Here is a 17,891-nt window from a genome sequence, read left to right on the forward strand (position 1 = left end):
AAAGGGCGACGGGCCCCCGGGGACAAGAAGTCCCCGGGGGCCCGTCGTACAGCTGCTGAAGCGCCGTGGGCTTACGCCTCGGGCTTCTCCTCGGCAGACGCCTCGTCACCGTCGGTGACCTCGGCGACGACCTCGGTGGCCGACTCGGTCTCGTCCTCCTCGTCGTCGAGGTCGACGACCTCGCCGTTGGTGTCCTTGACCGTGGCGGCCTCGACGACGACCGCGAGGGCCTTGCCGCGGGCGACCTCGCCGACCAGCATCGGGACCTGGCCGCCCTCGACGACCGCCTGGGCGAACTGGTCGGGGGACATGCCGGAGGAGGCCGCACGCCGCATGAGGTGCTCGGTGAGCTCCTCCTGGTTGACGTTCAGCTTCTCCTTGTTGACGAGCTCGTCAAGGACGAACTGCGTCTTGATGCCCTTGACCGCGGCTTCCTTGGTCTCCGCGTCGAACTCCTCGACCGTCTTGCCCTGGATCTCGAGGTACTTCTCGAGGTCGAGGCCCATCTGGCCGAGCTGGTGGTGCTCCAGGTTGTGCTTACGGGTGTTGATCTCGTCCTCGAGCAGCTTCTCGGGGACCGGGACCTCGACCAGCTCGAGCAGCTTCTCCAGGACACGCTCCTGGGCCTGCGTGGCCTGGTCGTACTGCTTCATGTTCTCGAGGCGCTTGCGGCTGTCCGCCTTGAGCTCGTCGAGGGTGTCGAACTCGGAGGCGAGCTGCGCGAAATCGTCGTCGAGCTCGGGCAGTTCGCGCGCGGCGACCTGGGTGACCTTGACGGTGACCTCGGCCTCCTTGCCGGCCGCCGAGCCGCCCTTGAGCTCGGAGGCGAAGGTGGCCTCGCCACCGGCCTCCAGGCCCTTCACGGCCTCGTCGATGCCGTCCAGCAGCTCACCGGAGCCGATGGTGTAGGAGACGTCGGAAGCGACGCCGTCCTCCAGCACCTCTCCGTCGACCTTGGCCTCCAGGTCGATCGTGACGACGTCGCCGTCCTGGGCGGCACGCTCGACCGGCGAGGTGGACGCGAAGCGCTCACGGAGCTCCTCGACGGCCTTCTCGACGTCCTCGTCGGCGACCTCGACTGCGTCGACCTCGACCTCGATGCCGGAGTAGTCCGGGATCTCGATGGTCGGGCGGACGTCGACCTCGGCGGTGAAGTTCAGCGTTTCGCCGTCCTTCAGCTCCGTGATGTCGACCTCGGGCTGGCCGAGGACGTTCAGCTCAGCCTCGTTGACCGCTTCGGTGTAGAACTTCGGGAGCGCGTCGTTGACGGCCTCTTCGAGCACGGCGCCGCGACCGAACCGCTGGTCGATGACGCGCGCCGGGATCTTGCCCTTCCGGAAGCCCTTCACCGTGACCTGCTGGTTGATCTTCTTGTACGCCGCGTCGAGGCTGTCCTTGAGCTCCTCGAAGGGCACCTCAACAGTGAGCCGAACCCGAGTCGGGTTCAGGTTCTCCACGGCGCTCTTCACGGTTCGGTCTCCTTGTGGCTGACTTCTTGGGGGTACTGCTGCGGGGTTCTGCTGTTTGTTTCTGCCGAGATCAGGCAGAGCCTCAGCGGATTCGCGGCCCTTGAGAGACGTAACAGTGCAGACACACGGGCGCGCAACCTGCATAGTAACCGCAGGCGGTACACGCCCCAAAAGGCGATCTTGCGATCCCGGCCATCGGCCGTCGGGCGTCTGTTCTCTCGCCTGATCCGTTGCCTGACGTGTCGCCGGAACCGGCTGGTGGTCGGGGTGGCGGGATTTGAACCCACGGCCTTCCGCTCCCAAAGCGGACGCGCTACCAAGCTGCGCCACACCCCGTCGGTGCGACACGTAGGGTACATGCCCGGAGACAGCGCGGCTGCCGCATTTCACGAGCGTCCGCGGGGTCGCGGAACGGGGTGTGCGGGGACGGGGTGCGACCCGCTACGATGCCTCCTGTGCCGGGGTCACTGACCTGCGGTGCTCTCTGTGCGGGCGTAGCTCAATGGTAGAGCCCTAGTCTTCCAAACTAGCTACGCGGGTTCGATTCCCGTCGCCCGCTCCATACGGCTCAGGGCCAGGTCAGAGGATTATTCCTCCGCCTGGCCCTGATCGCTTTCCGGGACTCCGATCAGTCCCGCGTGTCCCCCTCGTGCCCCTTGGGCTTTCGATCTCGCTTTTTCTTTGCCTTCCGGACTTTCTTCCGCCCCTTGTCGACGAGCCCGCTCACCGCGTCGGCGATCAGCCGATCACGGTCGGCGCTCGCGTGCTGATAGATCAGCGCGGCGCGGGCGGTGCTGTGCCCCATACGCGCCATCAGCTCCCGCGTACTCGCCCCCGTGGACGCGGCGAGGGTGTTGCCCGTGTGCCGAAGATCATGGAAGTGCAGGCCCTCGATTCCGGCGTCCGAGCAGGCCGTACGCCACAGCCGGTTGAAGTGGTTACGGCGCGGGGTCGCCCCTTTGGCGCCGATGAAGACGCGACCGTCGGCACCTGGTTCGGCGTATCGCTCCAGGTGAGCGCGGACGTCCGGGAGGATCGCACCCGGGATCGCCACCGTGCGCTTGCCCGCAGCGCTCTTGGGCGCCTTGATCTCACGTTGCCCGTTGTTCAGCTCGGCCACGGCGCGGCGGACACGAAGGGCGCCCCCGTCGAGGTCGATGTCCCGGCGGTGCAGGCCGACCAGCTCACCCCAGCGCAGACCGAGGAAGCCGGCCAGGAGCACGAGCGCCCGGTAGCGCGGCTGGATCGCGTCGGCCAGGTCGTAGACCTCCTGCACGGTGGCGGTCGGCCGCTCCGGGGTGTGCACGGTGCTCGCACCCTTGATCGTGCACGGGTTGCGCCTGATCATCTGATCGGCCACGGCGGTACCCATGATCGCGCGTAGCAGGGCGTACGCCTTGGCGACGGTCGTCGGTCCCGTACCGGACGCAAGCTTGTCGGCCCGCCAACGGCGCACCAGCGGAGGCGAGATCTCAGCGACATTCACCGCCCCGAAAACGGGTTCGAGGTGGTGCCGCAGCAGCGAGCCGTACAACTGCCGGGTGGTCGTCGTCAGTTCGCGTTCCTCGATCCAGGCAGCGGCATACGGGCCGAACGCCACCTTCCCGGCGTCCGGGTCGTGCCAGTCGCCACGGCGCATCTCGGTCTGCTTGTCGGCCAACCAGTCGTCCGCGTCCTTCTTCGTGCGGAACGTCTCGGGGGCAGGTCGGAGCTGTCCGTCAGGAGCCACGTAACGGGCCTGGTAGCGGCCGGACGGGAGCTTTCGGACACGCCCGAACTGTCGGCGCTTGCTGGCCATCAGGCAGCCACCCCCCGGAGGACAGCGCCACGCCGACGCGGCTGCACCGTGTTGACGGCGATGTACTCCCGTACGGCGCTCTCGGGGATGCGGACGTGTCGGCCGACCTTCACATAGGTGATGCGGCGCTCTTCGATCAGGCGCCGAGGGAAGCGCACGGTCGTACCCAGGACTTCGGCGACCTGGTCAACGCTGAGGTATCGCTCATTCATGGTCGTGCTCTCCTTCCGAACGCAGATCGGTCATGGCTTCGCGTGCTGTCTCGCGGTTGAGTTGGATGTCCCGGTGGATGTTGGCGGCGAGCCAGGATTCGCCGGGGGTGTGGCCGTGGCCGGCGTAGGTCCAGTGGGAGAGCACGAGGGTGGTTGCCTCCGGGGTGTCGTCGGGGTCGGGCAGGCCGAGGGCGGCGCGTTGCTGGGCGGCGCGGTAGTCGGCGCGGACCTGGCGCAGCGCGCCGAGGGTGGTGGAGTAGCGGCGGGATTTGGTGGAGAAGTGGCCGCGGAAGCCGAGCATGTGGGCCCAGTCCCGTAGCTTCCGGTCGGGGTAGAGCGCGTGCAGGTCGAGGCAGGCCTCCATCAACCGGCGCGGGTGGTCGGGCACCTCGAGCAGCACGAGGGCTTCTTTGTTGCCGATCCGGCGGTCGACGGCGCCGGTGGTCTCGGCTGCCTTGGTGGCGTACTTGGCGACGTAGGAGGCCACGGCCTGTTCGGTGAGTTCCTCGCCGTCGCCGAAGGCCTTGATCCGCTGGACGTCGAGCTGTGTCCCCCATCGCACGGTGCGCGCCGGCTCCCTGCGGGCCGGTTGGTCGGGGTTCGGCCGGTATCGGGCCGGGGGTACGTCGACCGCGACGCGGGCTGCGGCGGCGCGGATGGCGTCGGTGAGCAGGTCGAGGGTGGCCCAGTGTGGGGGCGGGGTGTCGGGGCCGTCTGGTCCGTCGAAGCGGATCACGGCGTGGAAGTGGACGGCGCCGCGTTTCTGGTATTCGGCGACCTTGCCGAAGGACACGCGGGACTGTTCGTGGGCGTCTTTCTGGGTGAGGCCGGCTCGCTTTGCGATCTCGCGGCGGAGGTAGATCGTGAAGTAGCGCCACAGGTCGGAGGCGTGGTTGTTCCACAGCACGGCGCCCGCGTAGTCGTAGGTCGTCGGGTCGAGCGGGGTGCCGAGTTCGGGCGCGTCCTCGCGGTGCTGTTGGCCGCAGCGGCAGGGCCGGTTGCCGGGGCGGTTGTGGACGGGGCCGAACGAGGGGGCGGTGAGGGTGGCGAAGACGCGGGGGTGATCGCGCACGGTGTGCGGGGTGCCCTTGTCGGGGTCTCCGGTCAGTCCGGCGCGGATGAGGTGGTAGGTGTCGCCGGCGTAGGTCCAGGCGCAGGCCGGGCAGCGGGAGGCACGGCGGTTGCCGCAGGCAACCCGGAGCATGCCGCCCGGCTCGTGCTCGGTCGTGTAGGCGTGCAGCACGGTCTTGGTCGTCGGGTCGATCGTCTTCGTTGCGCCGGTGAGGCGGATCGGGTCGGAGCAGCCGCCGGTGCGGCGGATCTGGTCTTGCCAGCGGTCGAAGTCGGCCGAGCCGGCCACCCTCAGTACGTCGCCGAGGGTGGCCGGGTCGAGACCCGCCAGGGTGGCGGTGTCGGTCACACGATCACCGCCCGCTCCGCTTGTGGGCGGGGCCGTGGTTGGTGCTGTAGTCGTCGACCAGGGCCTTGACGTCGTTGTCGCCGTTGGCGTGGTCCTCGGCACCGCAGCCGCCGCACACGTAGTCGCCCTGAGAGCGGGTGTACTTCGTGCCACCACGCACCCGGAGGCCGGGGCTTTCCTCGGTCGGGGTGAGGTCGACGGGGAGTTTGCGGAACATCCCGGTCACCTCCCGGCGCGGGCGAGGACAGCGACGGGCAGGACGTAGCCGGTGCCCTTGCAGGCCGGGCAGGTGACACGGAGGGTGGAGCGGGAGCCGTCGCCGTTGCGGGTACCGGTGGTGATCGCGGCGGTGGCGAAGCCGTCGCAGTCACGGCAGATGGGCGTGTTCTGGGCGCGCTGAGGCATGATGGGGCTTCCCTTTCGGGTCCGTTGGATCTGGAAGGTGGTGAGGCGCCCGGAGCGGCGGAAGTTTGGCGACCGAGGCCGCTCCGGGGGCCGGTTAGCGCCGGCGGTTGCGGCGCGCGCGGGGAACGGGCGGGATGTTCTCGTAGGCCTGCTGCCCCTGCCGGAAGGACTCCGCATCGGCGTCCGTGACCGTGTTCGCGCCCACCTCGCGGGCGATGCGGCGCATGGCCTTGCGGTCGCCGTGGCGCTTGGCGATGCCGTATTCGCGGCCGAGTTCGGCCATCTCCGGGTTGGACGGGGTGTCGTCGCCCTTGCGACTGAACAAGCCCATGTCACTGCCCTTTCTGGTTGTTGAGCAGGGAGCGGAGGACGACCGCGCACAGGGCCACGGACATGGCCGTGATGGCGACCGCTAGGAGCAGCGAGACCAGGACCGCGCCCACAACGAGGACCACCGCGGTACCGCCACCGACGAGGGCGACGGCCGTGCCGGGGGTGAGCTGGATGGTGGGCCGTGCCGGGGTCTGCGGGGCCTGGGCCGGGGCGGGGGCCGAGGTCACCGGGGTGTTCGCGGTGGGGGCCAGTGCGGGCGCCGCGGGGGGCGGGGCGGTGTCGGGGGTCGGGTACTTCGGGGTGAACATGGTCTGTTTCCTTCCAGGTCGGGTTACTTGACGGCCGCGCCGACGGCGGGGCCGAGGAAGCTGTGAGCGATCAGGTAACCGCCGAGCAGCAGCACGGCCACGAGCCACCACGGCGGGCGGGCGAGCTTGACGCCAAGCCAGCCGATGACGATCAGAGCGAGCCAGAGCGGAACGTCCATCGGGGTCTCCTACGGCTGGCAGCGGTGCGTGCGGGCGGCGAGTTCGGCGGCGGCGCGGTCGTTGTAGTCGGTGGAGAAGCCGCAGCCGGGGGCGGTGCAGGCCGCCGTGTGCCGGTTGCGTCCGCGGCCGTCGAAGTAGGTGCCGACCTCGACGGGGCCGATACGGATCACGTTGCGGAAGCGCCGGTAGACGGGCATGTCTGTCCCTTCTGGTCAGGTGAGTTGGAGTTGGGCGGCGATCGCGGCCGTCATCGGGCCGGGCAGTCCGAGCCGGGCGGAGAGAGCGTCCGCGGCCATCGGGGTCCCGGTCGTGGCGCGGTGCGATTCGGCAATCTTTCGGGCGTGGTCCAGGAGCGCGGCCGGCACCGTCACCGCAGGCACGGCGGGTTCAGGCAGTGCGGCCGGGAGCTCCGGGGCCGCAGGCGGGGCCGGGGGGTCGGCGCGGCGCATGTCGGCCTCGGTCACGCCCGGTTCGTCCACAGGCTGTGAACGGGATTCGGCGGGCGCCGGGGTGTCGGTGGGTGCGTGGACCAGGAGCGTGCCGCCGAGGAAGGCCAGCGCGGGCCAGCCAGCGACGAGGATGCACAGCCAGGCCGGGACGTTGTGCAGATCGAGGAGTCCGGCGGTCGCGATGTTCGCCCCGAGCGAGGCGAACAAGGCGATCACGAACCAGGTCCACGCCGATCGGTCCTTGCGTGCGGTCCGCAGCCGGCGCCATGCGGCCACGAGCAGCAGATCGACGCTGATCGGGTAGGCCCATGCCTTCCATCCGGTCTGCCCGGCGGCATCGGCAAGGTCGTGCAGGTGGGCGAAGGACAGCGCACCGGCGATCACGGCCTGTACGAGTACGGCGTCCGGGCGGATCGAGCGGGACATGTCCTCACCTCCTTCGCGGGGGTCGAGCCGGGGGACGGGCGGGGAGCGGTGTCCGGCCGCCCGACCTCGGCAGTTCAGTCGGTGGTGGCCTCGCCGGTGCCGAAGCAGGCCAGGCAGATACCCGCCTGTTTGCCGACGGCGCGGCGCTTGCGACCCACGTGGACCGTGGTGGCGACCTCCCCGGTGCCGTCGCACGGACCACACTTCGGCGGAGCCGGGGTCGCGGTGGGGGCAGGGCGCGGGGGTGTCTTCTTCGTGGCCACGGGTCACCACTCGCCGGGGTACTCGGGACCGTCGGCGGGGTCGAAGCCGGGCGGGAACAGACCCGGCGGGGGCTCGGGAAGGGACGCCGCGATGGACGGGGCGATCGCGTCCACGAAGGCGTGGTCGGCGCCGTACTGGTCGGCGTACAGGGCCAGGGAGCCGAGCATCAGCACCGTGCGGTGGAAGTCCTCGCAGTCGTTGCACATCGGTGGTCCTCCTGATTCAGGCATGGCTCGGGCAGGGACCTGGCGCGAAGCGGTCGCGCCCACCGGGGTGGAACGGGAGTGCTACTCGGGTACCGGTACCGGCTTGACCAGCGGCGGCACGCTCTGCGGCGTCGAGCCGGCCGGGACGTGTGGGCGGAACGGGTCGAGCGCGGGCAGGTCCGGGACCAGGTGGGCGAACTCCCGGCAGACCGCCGTGGCTTCGGCCTGTGTCGTCATCGGGGTACGGATGCGGGACCAGCCGCCGGAGGAGTCCGCGGCGACCGCCAGGCCGGCCTTGTCCGGCGGGATCGTCGTGACCATCGGGACCGCTTCCGGGGCGACGTCACCTAGGCCCATTTCGGCGGTCTGCTTGTCGTTGACGCGGTGCACCACGCGCCCGGTGAGCTGCGCGCGGAGCATGGTGGCGCCCTTGCCGAGTTCGGAGCCGAAGCGCTGCCCGCAGATCTCCAGGTAGATCCCGGCGGCACGGGCCATCTGCGCCAGCCGGATCAGCGCCGTCACCAGGCGTTCCCGGCGCTCCTCATCCTTCTTCGAGGAGATCAGGAAGAGTTCCGCGATCTCGTCGACGAGGAGCACGATCGGCACCGGCCGTACCTTCTCGGGCAGTTCCCACAGGTCCGAGACGCCGTACAGGCTCAGCAGGTCGAAGCGGGATTCCATCTCTGCGACCAGGACATCGAGCAGTGCGGCGGCGCGGTCCGGGTCGGTGGCCAGGGCCGACAGGCGCGGCGCGTAGGCGGACTGTTCGACCCCGCGTTTGCAGTCGATGCCCGCCAGCGCCACCGGCAGTTGGGCCAGGCCCTTGACCAGGTTGCGTTGGAACATGGACTTGCCCGACTGGTTGGCGCCCAGCGTCAGGGCCATCGGGACCTTGCGGTAGTCGCGGACGAACGCGGTTCCGTCCTCCCGCAGCGCGACGGGGACGATCATGTCGTGAGGCTGTGCCTTGCGCGGCATCCGCACCCGGCGCAGTACGTCGTACCCGGTCATGCGCAGTTCCACGAACCCGGGCTTTGTCTCGATCACGGTGACCGAGTGCACGCCCCAGGCGTGGCGAAGACGTTCCGAGGAAGCGACCACGTCCGCCGGCTCCAGGCCCGCGGGGAGGCGCAGGGTCACCCGCAGACCGGTGGACGTTCCCCGGACCCGGCGGACCCGCGGCGGCACCGGCTGCACCTCGCGCCGGGCGACGTTGCGGACCATGAACGCCCGCAGTCCCGACGGCTGCACCGTCAGCCCGCACACATCCATCGTCGAGCGGTAGCTCAGGGTGAAGCGACCCCAGGCCGCCGGCAGCCCGACGAACGACCAGTACACGCGCGGCGCGCGGAACTTGGCGTAGCCGAGACCACCGGCACCCGCTAAGGCGCCCGACGCCTCCAGCCACAGGGACAGATCAGCCATGGCTCAGGCCACCGCCGTCACGGCCACCGCGCGGAACGAAATGCCATGCCGCTTCTGCCCGTTGAACTCGTTCTCCCAGTCCCGCGCCTTCAGGCCGATCACCTTCACCGGCGCCCCGGGGGTGAGGCCCTCGGGGAGGCCCGTCTCCGGAACGGCCACCTGGTAGAGGTTCCCCTCCCCCTCGTCCGAGACCAGGAGGCCGACCACGTACAGCGGCGCCCGGGTCTCCTTGTCGAGCGCAATTTCTCCGGTCTGCTTGTTGACCAGCTTCGGCGTCGGCGCGGTCGCCACGAACACCACAGCGGTCGAAACGTCGATCTTGAAGGACGGCATTATGGAGTTCTCCCCTTGTGGGATGAGCCCCGGACTGCGTTGTGATCTTGGCGGATGGCACGCGGTCCGGGGTGCCTTGTTCTCTGACACTCCCGAAGCTACCCGCAGTTTTTCTGCGGGTCAACAGAAAACCTGCGAGTAGCAGCAAAACTCTGATTCTGCGAGACTGGGCGCGGGAAGAAGGAGGAGTTATGGCAAACTTTGCTCTCTTTGTCCGATTCAGCCTGCGTGAAGGCATGGAGGAAGCTTTCGATGCCTTGGTGAAGGAGACGGAAGCGGGAATTCGGGCGCACGAGCCGGGGACGCTGGTCTACGCCTGCCTCACAGTCGAGGGGGCACCCAATGAGCGGATCTTCTTCGAGATCTACGCTGATCGGGCAGCGTTTGACGAGCACGAGCGCCAGCCGCACACGCTGCGATTTCTGAGCGAGCGCACGCAGTACGTCGAGAAGACTGACGTGGACTGGCTTGAGCCGTACGCCGGCAAGTACCCGCGCGAGGCCGCGAAGTGAGCACCCTCCCACCCACGACCGGGCAGCGGGTTAAGGAACTGCGGCGGGCAGCAGGCATGTCGCAAGCCGACCTTGCCACCGCTATGGGGCGGTCTGAGAGCTGGGTGTCCCAAGTCGAACGCGGCGTACAGCCCGTTGAACGCCTGGCGATCCTCCAAGGCCTCGCTGATGCACTGGGTGTCTCGGTACGGGAGGTTCGGCCCGACGCTGCCCTCTCCCCGGCGGATCTCGTGGACGACACACCCGAGCCGGAAAGCAACGATCTAGATGGCCTGCGTGTCGCTCTCACGGGCCACCCCGCCTTGGGCAGCCTGTTCGACCGCGGACCGAGCTCCCCTGTACCCGCGCTTGCCGAGTTCCGCCACCTCGTTGACCAAGCGTGGGAGTACGTGCACGCGTCGAGCTTTGCAGCCTTGAGCGACCACCTTTCCAAGTTGCTCCCCGCCATCGAAGTCGCGGTACGCCACGCGCCGGCAGCCGATCGCGTCGAGCTGCACTCACTCAGGGCACGGAGCTACCAGGCAGCCGCCGCCAGCTTCACCCGGCAGGACCAGGCCGATGCCGCATGGGTAGCCGCAGACCGCGCCTTGCAAGCGGCCGAGATGGCCGGCCAGCCTCTGGAGGTGGTGGCCGGGCTCTTTCGCATGGCTCACGCGTTCATGCGGCAGCAGCACATGGACCAGGCCGAACAAGCCGCAAAGTCGGCGGTCGAAGTCTTGGACCCACGGGCAGAAGACCCCGCCTGCCCACCAGAGGAACTGTCGCTTCTCGGCGCCATGAACCTCGTGCTTGCCGTGATCAACGCAAGGGAGGGCAACCGACCTCAGACACACGCGCACCTCAACCGAGCAGGAGAGATCGCCACCCGCTTGGGCGAGGACCGGAACGACTTCGACACCGAGTTCGGCCCCACAAACGTCAGGCTCCACGCGGTAAGCACAGCCGTGGAACTGGGGGACGCTGGACTGGCATTGGAGATCGCGACGGAAGTCGACGCCGGCGGGCTCTCAGCCGAACGTCAAGCGCGCTTCCTGCTCGACGTGGCACGGGCCCATGCGCAACGCCGACACGTCGGCGAGGCAACCGCCGCACTCTTGGAGGCCGAGACCCACGCGCCAGAGCAGATACGCGATCACCACTTGGCCCGCGAGATCATTCGCGACCTGATCCAGCTTTCAGGCCGACGCGTGCCCGATACGCTCCGGGAACTTGCCGACCGATGCGGCGTGAGCTGACCTGTTACAGGTTTCTCTACCTCATCAAGCCCCCGCCCGATGGGCGGGGGGAGGGGGCCCGCCAAGCCACAACCCGCAGAGTCCGGCAGGCCTCAGCCGTGGCGCACTTGAGAGAAGACAACACCACCGCAGCCCCCGTCGCTGGAGCCACAGCTCCTCCCCCTTGCTTCGCCGACCGCAGCGATAACGCTCCGTCCCCGAACAGGGCACACAGCGTCACGGGAGAGGGCCGGGGGACTCTTGGCCTTCGGCCATCCGGAGCGCTGGCCCCACGGCTTTCCAGTCGCCGCTACGGAGATCCCACCCCACCAGCCCGCACCGCGGGCCGGCGAGGGGCTCGGGGACTCGGGGCTGCGCTCATGCCTTCGGCCCGCGCCGCCCCGGCCCCCGGCCCCGCGCCACTCACAATCGCCTCGGGGTGATCACCGTTCCACGCTCCGGCACGCCAGGGCCGATACACCGGACCGAGCCTGACACCCCAGCCCACCCCGCACACCAGGCCCCACCTAGACGGGCGCGACCGCGTGACGGGCGAGCATGACCCCGCGCGTACACCCGACAGGACGCGTTGTGATCAAAAAGCAGGTACGCCACGGCTGAGGCCTGCCGGACACCACAGGCCGCGGAGAGACGGGACCTGTGGAAGATGCAGGAATCGAATCCGAGCCTCAGAACGTGCCTCCGGCGGGGGCGCTCAGGCTCCAGGATGGACGGGGCGCCGTAGGCGAGTGCCGGCCCGTATCGGGTGACGGTGGGGGTGCTTCCATCCCGTCTGCCATCGACCCAGGCAGAGCCGAGCAGCCGCGGCCCAGGGCGTCAAGGTCGTTCGTACAGTGGCGCGCTCCACCTTGACGCCCTGAACCACGCCCGCTCCACGGTGTGTGGGCCGACGGCAGACGGGATGGAAGCTGGGGGCAGGGATTTCTGCACCCCTTCCTCATTCGTCCGCAGAACAGCACGACCTGCGGAAAGGCGCGATTCGCCACCCCACACCACCCCGCTACGCACGAATTAGGTGCCACTACGCAAGAACTGACGGGTTGTGATCTAGATATCTTGCGTAGTAGCGTCTTTTCTCGTCACCTGACGCCCATTCAGCCTCGACGAGACTGGCGTTAGCGTCGACAGGGAGGGAACCCTGATGCCTAAGATCCACATCCCCGTCATTGGCTACAAGCAGGGTGGTCGTCAGATGATGACCACGGCGATGTCCGCGGTCGACCTCGTCTCGATGGTTGCCAAGCCCGAGGCGTGGGACCCGGTGAAGACGACCACACACGGCAACCGGCCCCGCGATAACAACCACATGGCCGGCATCGTCAACTACCTCGAAACCGAGGAGAAGTTCGTACTTGGAGCCGCGGTGCTCTACCTCAACTCGAAGGAGGCCGAGTTCAAGCCCATCCCGGTTCCTGGCGTCACCACCGAGATCGATGCTGCTCAGGTCGGTACGCTCGCCATCGACATCGGCGCGAAGTTCGACATCGGCGACGGCCAGCACCGCATCGGCGCGTACGAGAAGATTGTGCAGAGTCGCGACGAGGACGACCCCATCATCGAACGGCTGCGCACCTCCGGCCAGCCTCTGATCATCGTGATCGAGGACGACCCGAAGCACCGTGCCCAGGACTTCGCGGATCTTCAGCGCAACGTCAAAGCTCCGACGGCGTCAATGGGGCAGTCGATGGACCGCCGTCAGCCCATCAACCGCGAACTGGCCGACCTCTTCGATGATGTTCCGCTCCTGCAGGACAGGGTCGAGTACTTCAAGGACAACCCGGGCAAGCTCTCCGCCAAGGCCTTCAGCTTCAAGACGGTGCGCTACGTGTCGGGTCTGCTCCTGGTCGGCAACGGGTACCGCTCCCCCGCCACCATGGACAAGGCGGTTAACGCCCACTTCGAGGGGGACAAGAGCGACCCCGAAAAGGCTCGCGCCACTCTGAAGGACTTCTGGACCGGACTGGGTGAGCTGGTCCGCTTCGCTGACGTCGTCGACGGCAACGTCACCGTTCCCGAACTGCGTGAAGCTACCTACCTCACTTCCGCGGGCGTTCTGTACGCCATCGCGTTCGCGGTTCACGCCATCATCGCGGACGGGAAGACCAGCGTCAGCGACGCCGTCCGCGCCCTGGACAAGGTCGGCTTTGACCGCACCACCAAGACGGCCGACATCGGGCCGGAGGACACCATCTTCGCCGGCAACCTCGTCGACCCTGACACTGGCAAGCTGGTTGCTGGTCGCACCGGCTGGGAGTCCGCAGGAGCTCTCATCTTCTCGGCCATCGCCACTGTCGTCCACGGCAACGAGGCCGTCCCCACGCAGACTTCCACGGAGGCGGCGGCGAGCGCCTAGCCTCGACATGGCCACAGCCGCGGGCCTCAGTCCCCTGAACATCGGGGACTGAGGCCCGCCGCCGTGATCAACCTATCGGTGATGCGCTCACCAACTAACTGGATGCCGACTGTCAGTGGCGCCTGCCAAGCTGCGCACATGATTGGTGAAATCCCGAGCGTGCCGGTGGGCCAGCCGTACGTGAGTCGAGTCCTCGCCAGTGAGGCGGGAGTGCATCGTCCCCGCATCGCCGGCATTTGCGGCACGAAGGCCAAGGGCGCCGAGTCCATCGTGCTGTCAGGTGGATACAAGGACGACGAAGACCTTGGCGACGTGATCATCTACACGGGCCACGGAGGGCAGGACGGAGCCGGCAACCAGGTTAGCGATCAGTCTCTGGACGATTCGGGTAACGCTGCATTGGTGACGAGCCACCTCCAGGGGCTTCCGGTCCGTGTCATCCGCGGAAGCAAGTGTGAGTCCATCTACGCACCCCGGTCCGGCTACCGGTACGACGGCCTCTACCGAGTTGTGAGCTACGGCAGCAAGTTGGGAATCGACGGTCATCTGATCTGGCAGTTCCGTATGGAAGCTGCCCTCGGCACTCCCACGCCTCCCATCGAGCTCGAACAGCTGCCCGTCGACACACCGCAGAACGACGTGAGGGCCCCCGTCGGCAATGACGCGCCCGAACGAGTCAGCTCGACTGTCCAGCGTGTCGTCCGCAGTGGCCCGGTCAAGAACACCGTAAAGCGCTGGCACGTGGATGAGTGCCAGGTATGCGGGCTCACCATCGAGACGCCCGGCGGCGCCTACAGCGAAGGAGCCCACATTCAGGCTCTCGGCCGCCCCCACAACGGCCCCGACCGGACGGACAACGTGCTCTGCCTGTGTCCGAACTGCCACGTCAAGTTGGACGCCGGAGCCATCGTCATCGAGGACGACTTGACCGTTGTCGAGATGGGAGTTCCTGGCCGGACCCTGAGGACCCACCCGCAGCACACTCTTAGCCTGGAGTGCATCCGCAACCACCGTGAGCGCTGGCGCCGCTAGGTCGTGCCGCGTACACGAAGCAACCACAGCACCTACCGGCATTTCGCAAGGGGCCTCCGGCGTCGCGGGGCGCCCGAAACGACCGGCACTGACCGCTCTGGATCAGAACCCTCGCTCCGCAACGTGTGAGCCGTGGCACGCCGGACGGAACGCCACTAGTCGTTGAGTTGAGAAGAAGAGGGAAACACGACCCCTGAAGCCGATCAGTGCGCTAAGGTTTCCGGTTAAGCAGCAGACGCCTGCTTGCGCCTGATCGGCCCTGCCCACGCTGGGGTCGTGATGACGGCCAAGGGTCTCAGACTCGCGTCATGGTTCGTTCCCGTTGTGTGGCGACATGTGCGCCCTTCCGAGCGGGGAGCGTGGGTCCGCGCAGGAAAAGGATCAACCATGACGGTGAACAAGGCGCTCAAGAAGGCCACCCGCAAGCGCATGGCCGCGGCCGGTGAGCCTTACAACATCGCGCGGCAGAGTGTTCTCGCCCAGCATCGAGCGGACGTGGCGAACGCCACAATTCGAAACGCTGCCGCCGCCGGCCAACGCGGAGCACGAACGATGGACTCGGATCACGAAGCGTTTCGCTGGGCAGCCAAGTCGTTCGGCGAGGCCGCAGCCAAGTCCGCCGGGATCAGCTCCATCAACAAGGCCATCGCGGACGCCATGGGACTCAAGACCCTCGGCCACACAGCAGCCCTCACCACCAAGCTCAGCTCCCTCAGCAGGCCTGCATCAGAATCCGTCGCCTTCAGGGCGCTCGGCGAGGCCGCAGCCAAATCCGCCGGGATCAGCTCCATCAACAAGGCCATCGCGGACGCCATGGGACTCAAGACCCTCGGCCACACAGCAGCCCTCACCACCAAGCTCAGCTCCCTCAGCAGGCCGGTGGGGTTGCACGCCAAGGCACCTAGGCGCCCGTAGGCGCCCGCCTGGGCGGCGATAGAGCGCACGAGGTCGGGAGAGTCGAGGACTCCCCCGCGAGGCCGGTAGAGGGGCCCCTGTGCCCCTTGCGTGCCCGATCGGACGGGAAGAGGCGGGGAACTACGGGGAGCGGGAGAGGCCGCTGCGAGAAGCCGCAGGTCAGCGTCTTCCCAGTTCAGGCCTCATCGACGTACGCGATCTTCCAAACTAGCTACGCGGGTTCGATTCCCGTCGCCCGCTCCATACGGCTCAGGGCCGGGCCGGAGGATCACTCCTCCGGCCCGGCCCTGATCGTTTTCCCGGCCTGCCGGATCGCCGGTCGTTTTGCCCACCGGTCGGATCGCCGACCGGATCACCGACTCGTTTCGCCGGTCGTTTCGCCGGTCGTTTTGCCGGCCGGTCGGATCACCGATCCATTTCCCGGTCGGTCGGGTCGCTGATCGAGTCGGCGTGGAGAGCGCGGTCGGCCCTGGGCGCGGCCGACGGGGCCGCGTCCACGAATGGGGGCGGTGAAGGCGCCGGCCCGTCCCGCCCGGAGATCAGAACCAGGGATCAGAAACTGATCGAGTTGATCGTCTGCGCTATCGAGTCCAGGAAGCGCTGGATGGACGGAGCCATTCCGGTCGACGCGAGGAAGAAGCCGAAGAGCACCGCGACGATGGCGGGCCCCGCCTTGATCGATCCCCCTCGGATCAGCACCACGAGGATGATCGCCAACAGCAGTACCACTGACAGCGAAATGGCCACAACTGATCACACCCTACGGTCGGTCCGCTCTCCCGGCCCGGGGGTGCAGCCCCGCACACCCCCGCCAGAACCATCGTGCCACCAACGCGGCCCCCGTATGCCGCAGGTGACACATCGTCGGTCGGGGCCGCCCGGGAACCGCGCTCCCCCGTCCTCCCGTGACGGACCAACTGTGCGACCCCGTACGGTAATTCGACCGTGCGTCCGCATGGGAAATTCCGAGGGATCGTTGCCGTGTCCACACATCCCGTGCGCAGGAATTTCCAATTGCTGCCACAGGCGCGACGAAGAAACCCCGGAGTTCGCCCGGAAGATGACCCCGAAGACACCGAAGGCTGGACATTTCACCAGAGTCGCCCGCGAGTGTTATGCACCAATTAGTCATGACGAATGCGGACAGAACGGCGCCGCAACTGCCGCATGCGGTAAGGGGAAATCCTCAAATCCGGAGTACTCGAAACGTTACTCACGGACGAACTCACACGTGATAAGCAGGAATAACGCCAGGAGTTTTACGAAGACACACAGACAACGCTAGGGTGCCTCAGATGTTCCACGCCGCCTCGTCCCCCGCAAGAGCAGCAAGGTCCTGGATCGTCGCCCCCGCTCCCTCCGCTCCCCGCGGTTCCTGGCGGGAGGCTTCGTGACGAACTCGCTCCACCCGAACGGTCCCCGTCGAACACCGCTCCCCCCGGCAGAACGGTCGACGGAGGGGGTGCCGACCCCGCGTTCGGCCCCGAGCCGGCCGTCCGACCGGACTTCGAAGCCGGCCGGCGCCACCCCCGCCACCGCCCCCACGGCCGCCACGGCCACCCGGCCCGGCAAACCGCGTGACGCCTTCTTCGACAACGCCAAGTACCTGGCGATCGTGCTCGTGGCCATGGGCCATGCCTGGGAGCCCCTGAAGGGTCAAAGCCGCGTCCTCGAAGCCGCGTACATGGTCGTGTACGCCTTCCACATGCCGGCCTTCATCATCATCTCCGGCTACTTCTCCCGCAGTTTCGACATGCGCGCCGACCGGCTGAAGCGGCTGGTCACGGGTGTCGCCGTGCCGTACGTCGTCTTCGAAGTGGCGTACGTCCTCTTCAAGCGCTGGGCCGACGACGATCCGTCGCTGCCGATCAGCCTGCTCGACCCCTGGTTCCTCACCTGGTTCCTGTGCGCGCTGTTCATCTGGCGGCTGACGACGCCGCTGTGGAAGCTGGTCCGCTGGCCGCTTCCGCTCGCGCTCCTCGTGGCCATGCTCGCGACCACGTCGCCGTCCATCGGTGACGACCTGGATCTGCAGCGGACGCTCCAGTTCCTGCCGTTCTTCGTGCTGGGCCTGTGCATGAAGCCCGAGCACTTCCAGCTGGTGCGCCGCCGCGAGGTACGCATCCTGTCAGTGCCGGTGTTCGCCGCCGCGCTGGTCGTGAGTTGGTGGGCGGTACCGCGGATGAACCCCGGCTGGTTCTACCACCGCGACAGCGCCCAGGAGCTGGGTGTCCCCTGGTGGGTCGGCCCCGTGATGGTGCTCGCCCTCCTCGGCTGCTCGCTGGTGCTCACCGCGTGCTTCTTCGCCTGGGTGCCGCGCCGCAGGATGTGGTTCACGGCGCTCGGCGCGGGCACGCTGTACGGCTATCTGCTGCACGGTTTCCTGGTCAAGGGCGGCGACTACTGGGGCTGGTTCGACCACGAGTGGCTGCACCGGCCGCTCGGCGAGATCTTCGTGACCCTCGTCGCGGGCGTGGCCGTCACCCTGCTGTGCACGGCGCCGGTCCGGCGCATCTTCCGCTTCGCGATGGAACCCAGCATGGAGTGGGCGTTCAAGCGGGACGCCACGGAGCTGGCCCGCGAACGAGCCAAGACCCCGGCGTAACCACCGTCGAC

At 67.9% G+C, this 17,891-nt stretch carries 22 protein-coding genes and 2 tRNA genes; 7 read left to right on the top strand and 17 right to left on the bottom strand.

What is annotated here, in order from left to right:
* Positions 1-71: 71 nt before the first annotated feature.
* Together tig and AQJ27_RS19210 are read right to left on the bottom strand one after the other, a co-directional pair.
* On the bottom strand, positions 72-1,469 hold the full coding sequence (tig, locus tag AQJ27_RS19205) for a trigger factor (RefSeq protein ID WP_067370121.1): 1,398 nt from the start codon (positions 1,467-1,469) through the stop codon (positions 72-74).
* Positions 1,470-1,728: 259 nt separating this feature from the next.
* Positions 1,729-1,805, bottom strand: a tRNA-Pro gene (locus tag AQJ27_RS19210).
* Positions 1,806-1,957: 152 nt separating this feature from the next.
* Between AQJ27_RS19210 and AQJ27_RS19215 the strand changes: the two genes are divergently transcribed.
* Positions 1,958-2,031 (top strand) — tRNA-Gly (locus AQJ27_RS19215).
* A gap of 66 nt (positions 2,032-2,097) precedes the next feature.
* Here the strand turns inward: AQJ27_RS19215 and AQJ27_RS19220 are convergent.
* The 14 genes from AQJ27_RS19220 to AQJ27_RS19280 form a co-directional block, all read right to left on the bottom strand.
* Positions 2,098-3,267, bottom strand: coding sequence for a tyrosine-type recombinase/integrase (locus tag AQJ27_RS19220; RefSeq protein WP_067370123.1), 1,170 nt, complete (start codon positions 3,265-3,267; stop codon positions 2,098-2,100).
* Positions 3,267-3,479: an excisionase family DNA-binding protein gene (locus AQJ27_RS19225; protein WP_067370125.1), complete on the bottom strand. Its 213-nt coding sequence runs from the start codon at positions 3,477-3,479 to the stop codon at positions 3,267-3,269. Before AQJ27_RS19225 ends, AQJ27_RS19220 begins: the two co-directional genes overlap by 1 nt.
* Entirely contained in the window at positions 3,472-4,899 is a 1,428-nt protein-coding gene (repSA, locus tag AQJ27_RS19230; protein WP_067370127.1) for a replication initiator protein RepSA, read from the bottom strand. The genes AQJ27_RS19225 and repSA overlap by 8 nt, the downstream gene beginning before the upstream one ends.
* 4 nt (positions 4,900-4,903) lie before the next feature.
* On the bottom strand, positions 4,904-5,116 hold the full coding sequence (locus tag AQJ27_RS19235; RefSeq protein ID WP_067370129.1) for a hypothetical protein: 213 nt from the start codon (positions 5,114-5,116) through the stop codon (positions 4,904-4,906).
* Positions 5,117-5,121: 5 nt separating this feature from the next.
* On the bottom strand, positions 5,122-5,304 hold the full coding sequence (locus AQJ27_RS19240) for a hypothetical protein (protein WP_067370130.1): 183 nt from the start codon (positions 5,302-5,304) through the stop codon (positions 5,122-5,124).
* A gap of 94 nt (positions 5,305-5,398) precedes the next feature.
* Positions 5,399-5,635, bottom strand: coding sequence for a hypothetical protein (locus AQJ27_RS19245; protein WP_067370134.1), 237 nt, complete (start codon positions 5,633-5,635; stop codon positions 5,399-5,401).
* Between the two features lies 1 nt (position 5,636).
* Positions 5,637-5,945 carry a SpdD protein gene (locus AQJ27_RS57910; protein ID WP_067370138.1) on the bottom strand — a complete coding sequence of 103 codons (309 nt, stop codon included), beginning with the start codon at positions 5,943-5,945 and terminating at the stop codon, positions 5,637-5,639.
* A gap of 23 nt (positions 5,946-5,968) precedes the next feature.
* Positions 5,969-6,124 carry a hypothetical protein gene (locus AQJ27_RS57360; RefSeq protein ID WP_096239750.1) on the bottom strand — a complete coding sequence of 52 codons (156 nt, stop codon included), beginning with the start codon at positions 6,122-6,124 and terminating at the stop codon, positions 5,969-5,971.
* 9 nt (positions 6,125-6,133) lie between these two features.
* Positions 6,134-6,322, bottom strand: a complete 189-nt coding sequence (locus AQJ27_RS19255) for a mobile element transfer protein (RefSeq protein WP_060897042.1) — start codon at positions 6,320-6,322, stop codon at positions 6,134-6,136.
* 15 nt (positions 6,323-6,337) lie between these two features.
* Positions 6,338-7,000, bottom strand: coding sequence for a DUF2637 domain-containing protein (locus AQJ27_RS19260; protein WP_067370145.1), 663 nt, complete (start codon positions 6,998-7,000; stop codon positions 6,338-6,340).
* A 74-nt stretch (positions 7,001-7,074) separates the two neighbouring features.
* Positions 7,075-7,263 (bottom strand): hypothetical protein, encoded by a 189-nt coding sequence (locus tag AQJ27_RS19265; RefSeq protein ID WP_067370147.1) that lies wholly within the window; start codon positions 7,261-7,263, stop codon positions 7,075-7,077.
* Between the two features lie 3 nt (positions 7,264-7,266).
* Positions 7,267-7,470, bottom strand: a complete 204-nt coding sequence (locus AQJ27_RS19270; RefSeq protein ID WP_067370150.1) for a hypothetical protein — start codon at positions 7,468-7,470, stop codon at positions 7,267-7,269.
* 81 nt (positions 7,471-7,551) lie between these two features.
* Complete coding sequence (locus AQJ27_RS19275) at positions 7,552-8,895, bottom strand: FtsK/SpoIIIE domain-containing protein (RefSeq protein ID WP_067370153.1); 1,344 nt, start codon at positions 8,893-8,895, stop codon at positions 7,552-7,554.
* A gap of 3 nt (positions 8,896-8,898) precedes the next feature.
* Entirely contained in the window at positions 8,899-9,228 is a 330-nt protein-coding gene (locus AQJ27_RS19280; RefSeq protein ID WP_067370155.1) for an SCO3933 family regulatory protein, read from the bottom strand.
* A 191-nt stretch (positions 9,229-9,419) separates the two neighbouring features.
* On the opposite strand from AQJ27_RS19280, the gene AQJ27_RS19285 reads away from it, so the two are divergent.
* The 5 genes from AQJ27_RS19285 (at position 9,420) to AQJ27_RS19305 (ending at position 15,275) form a co-directional block, all read left to right on the top strand.
* Positions 9,420-9,740 (top strand): putative quinol monooxygenase, encoded by a 321-nt coding sequence (locus tag AQJ27_RS19285; protein ID WP_067370158.1) that lies wholly within the window; start codon positions 9,420-9,422, stop codon positions 9,738-9,740.
* Entirely contained in the window at positions 9,737-10,975 is a 1,239-nt protein-coding gene (locus AQJ27_RS19290; protein WP_079065083.1) for a helix-turn-helix domain-containing protein, read from the top strand. The genes AQJ27_RS19285 and AQJ27_RS19290 overlap by 4 nt, the downstream gene beginning before the upstream one ends.
* 1,141 nt (positions 10,976-12,116) lie before the next feature.
* The gene (locus AQJ27_RS19295) at positions 12,117-13,328 is read left to right on the top strand and encodes a DNA sulfur modification protein DndB (RefSeq protein WP_067370165.1); all 1,212 of its coding nucleotides are present in this window, start codon (positions 12,117-12,119) and stop codon (positions 13,326-13,328) included.
* A gap of 138 nt (positions 13,329-13,466) precedes the next feature.
* Positions 13,467-14,360, top strand: coding sequence for a YDG/SRA domain-containing protein (locus AQJ27_RS19300; protein ID WP_067370168.1), 894 nt, complete (start codon positions 13,467-13,469; stop codon positions 14,358-14,360).
* Positions 14,361-14,747: 387 nt separating this feature from the next.
* Positions 14,748-15,275: a hypothetical protein gene (locus tag AQJ27_RS19305; RefSeq protein WP_067370170.1), complete on the top strand. Its 528-nt coding sequence runs from the start codon at positions 14,748-14,750 to the stop codon at positions 15,273-15,275.
* 552 nt (positions 15,276-15,827) lie between these two features.
* Here AQJ27_RS19305 and AQJ27_RS19310 read toward each other — a convergent pair.
* The gene (locus AQJ27_RS19310) at positions 15,828-16,022 is read right to left on the bottom strand and encodes a hypothetical protein (RefSeq protein ID WP_054231893.1); all 195 of its coding nucleotides are present in this window, start codon (positions 16,020-16,022) and stop codon (positions 15,828-15,830) included.
* Between the two features lie 643 nt (positions 16,023-16,665).
* On the opposite strand from AQJ27_RS19310, the gene AQJ27_RS19315 reads away from it, so the two are divergent.
* On the top strand, positions 16,666-17,880 hold the full coding sequence (locus AQJ27_RS19315) for an acyltransferase family protein (protein ID WP_067370173.1): 1,215 nt from the start codon (positions 16,666-16,668) through the stop codon (positions 17,878-17,880).
* The last annotated feature ends 11 nt before the right edge of the window (positions 17,881-17,891 follow it).

It is taken from the genome of Streptomyces olivochromogenes (assembly GCF_001514115.1).
GTDB lineage: Bacteria > Actinomycetota > Actinomycetes > Streptomycetales > Streptomycetaceae > Streptomyces > Streptomyces olivochromogenes.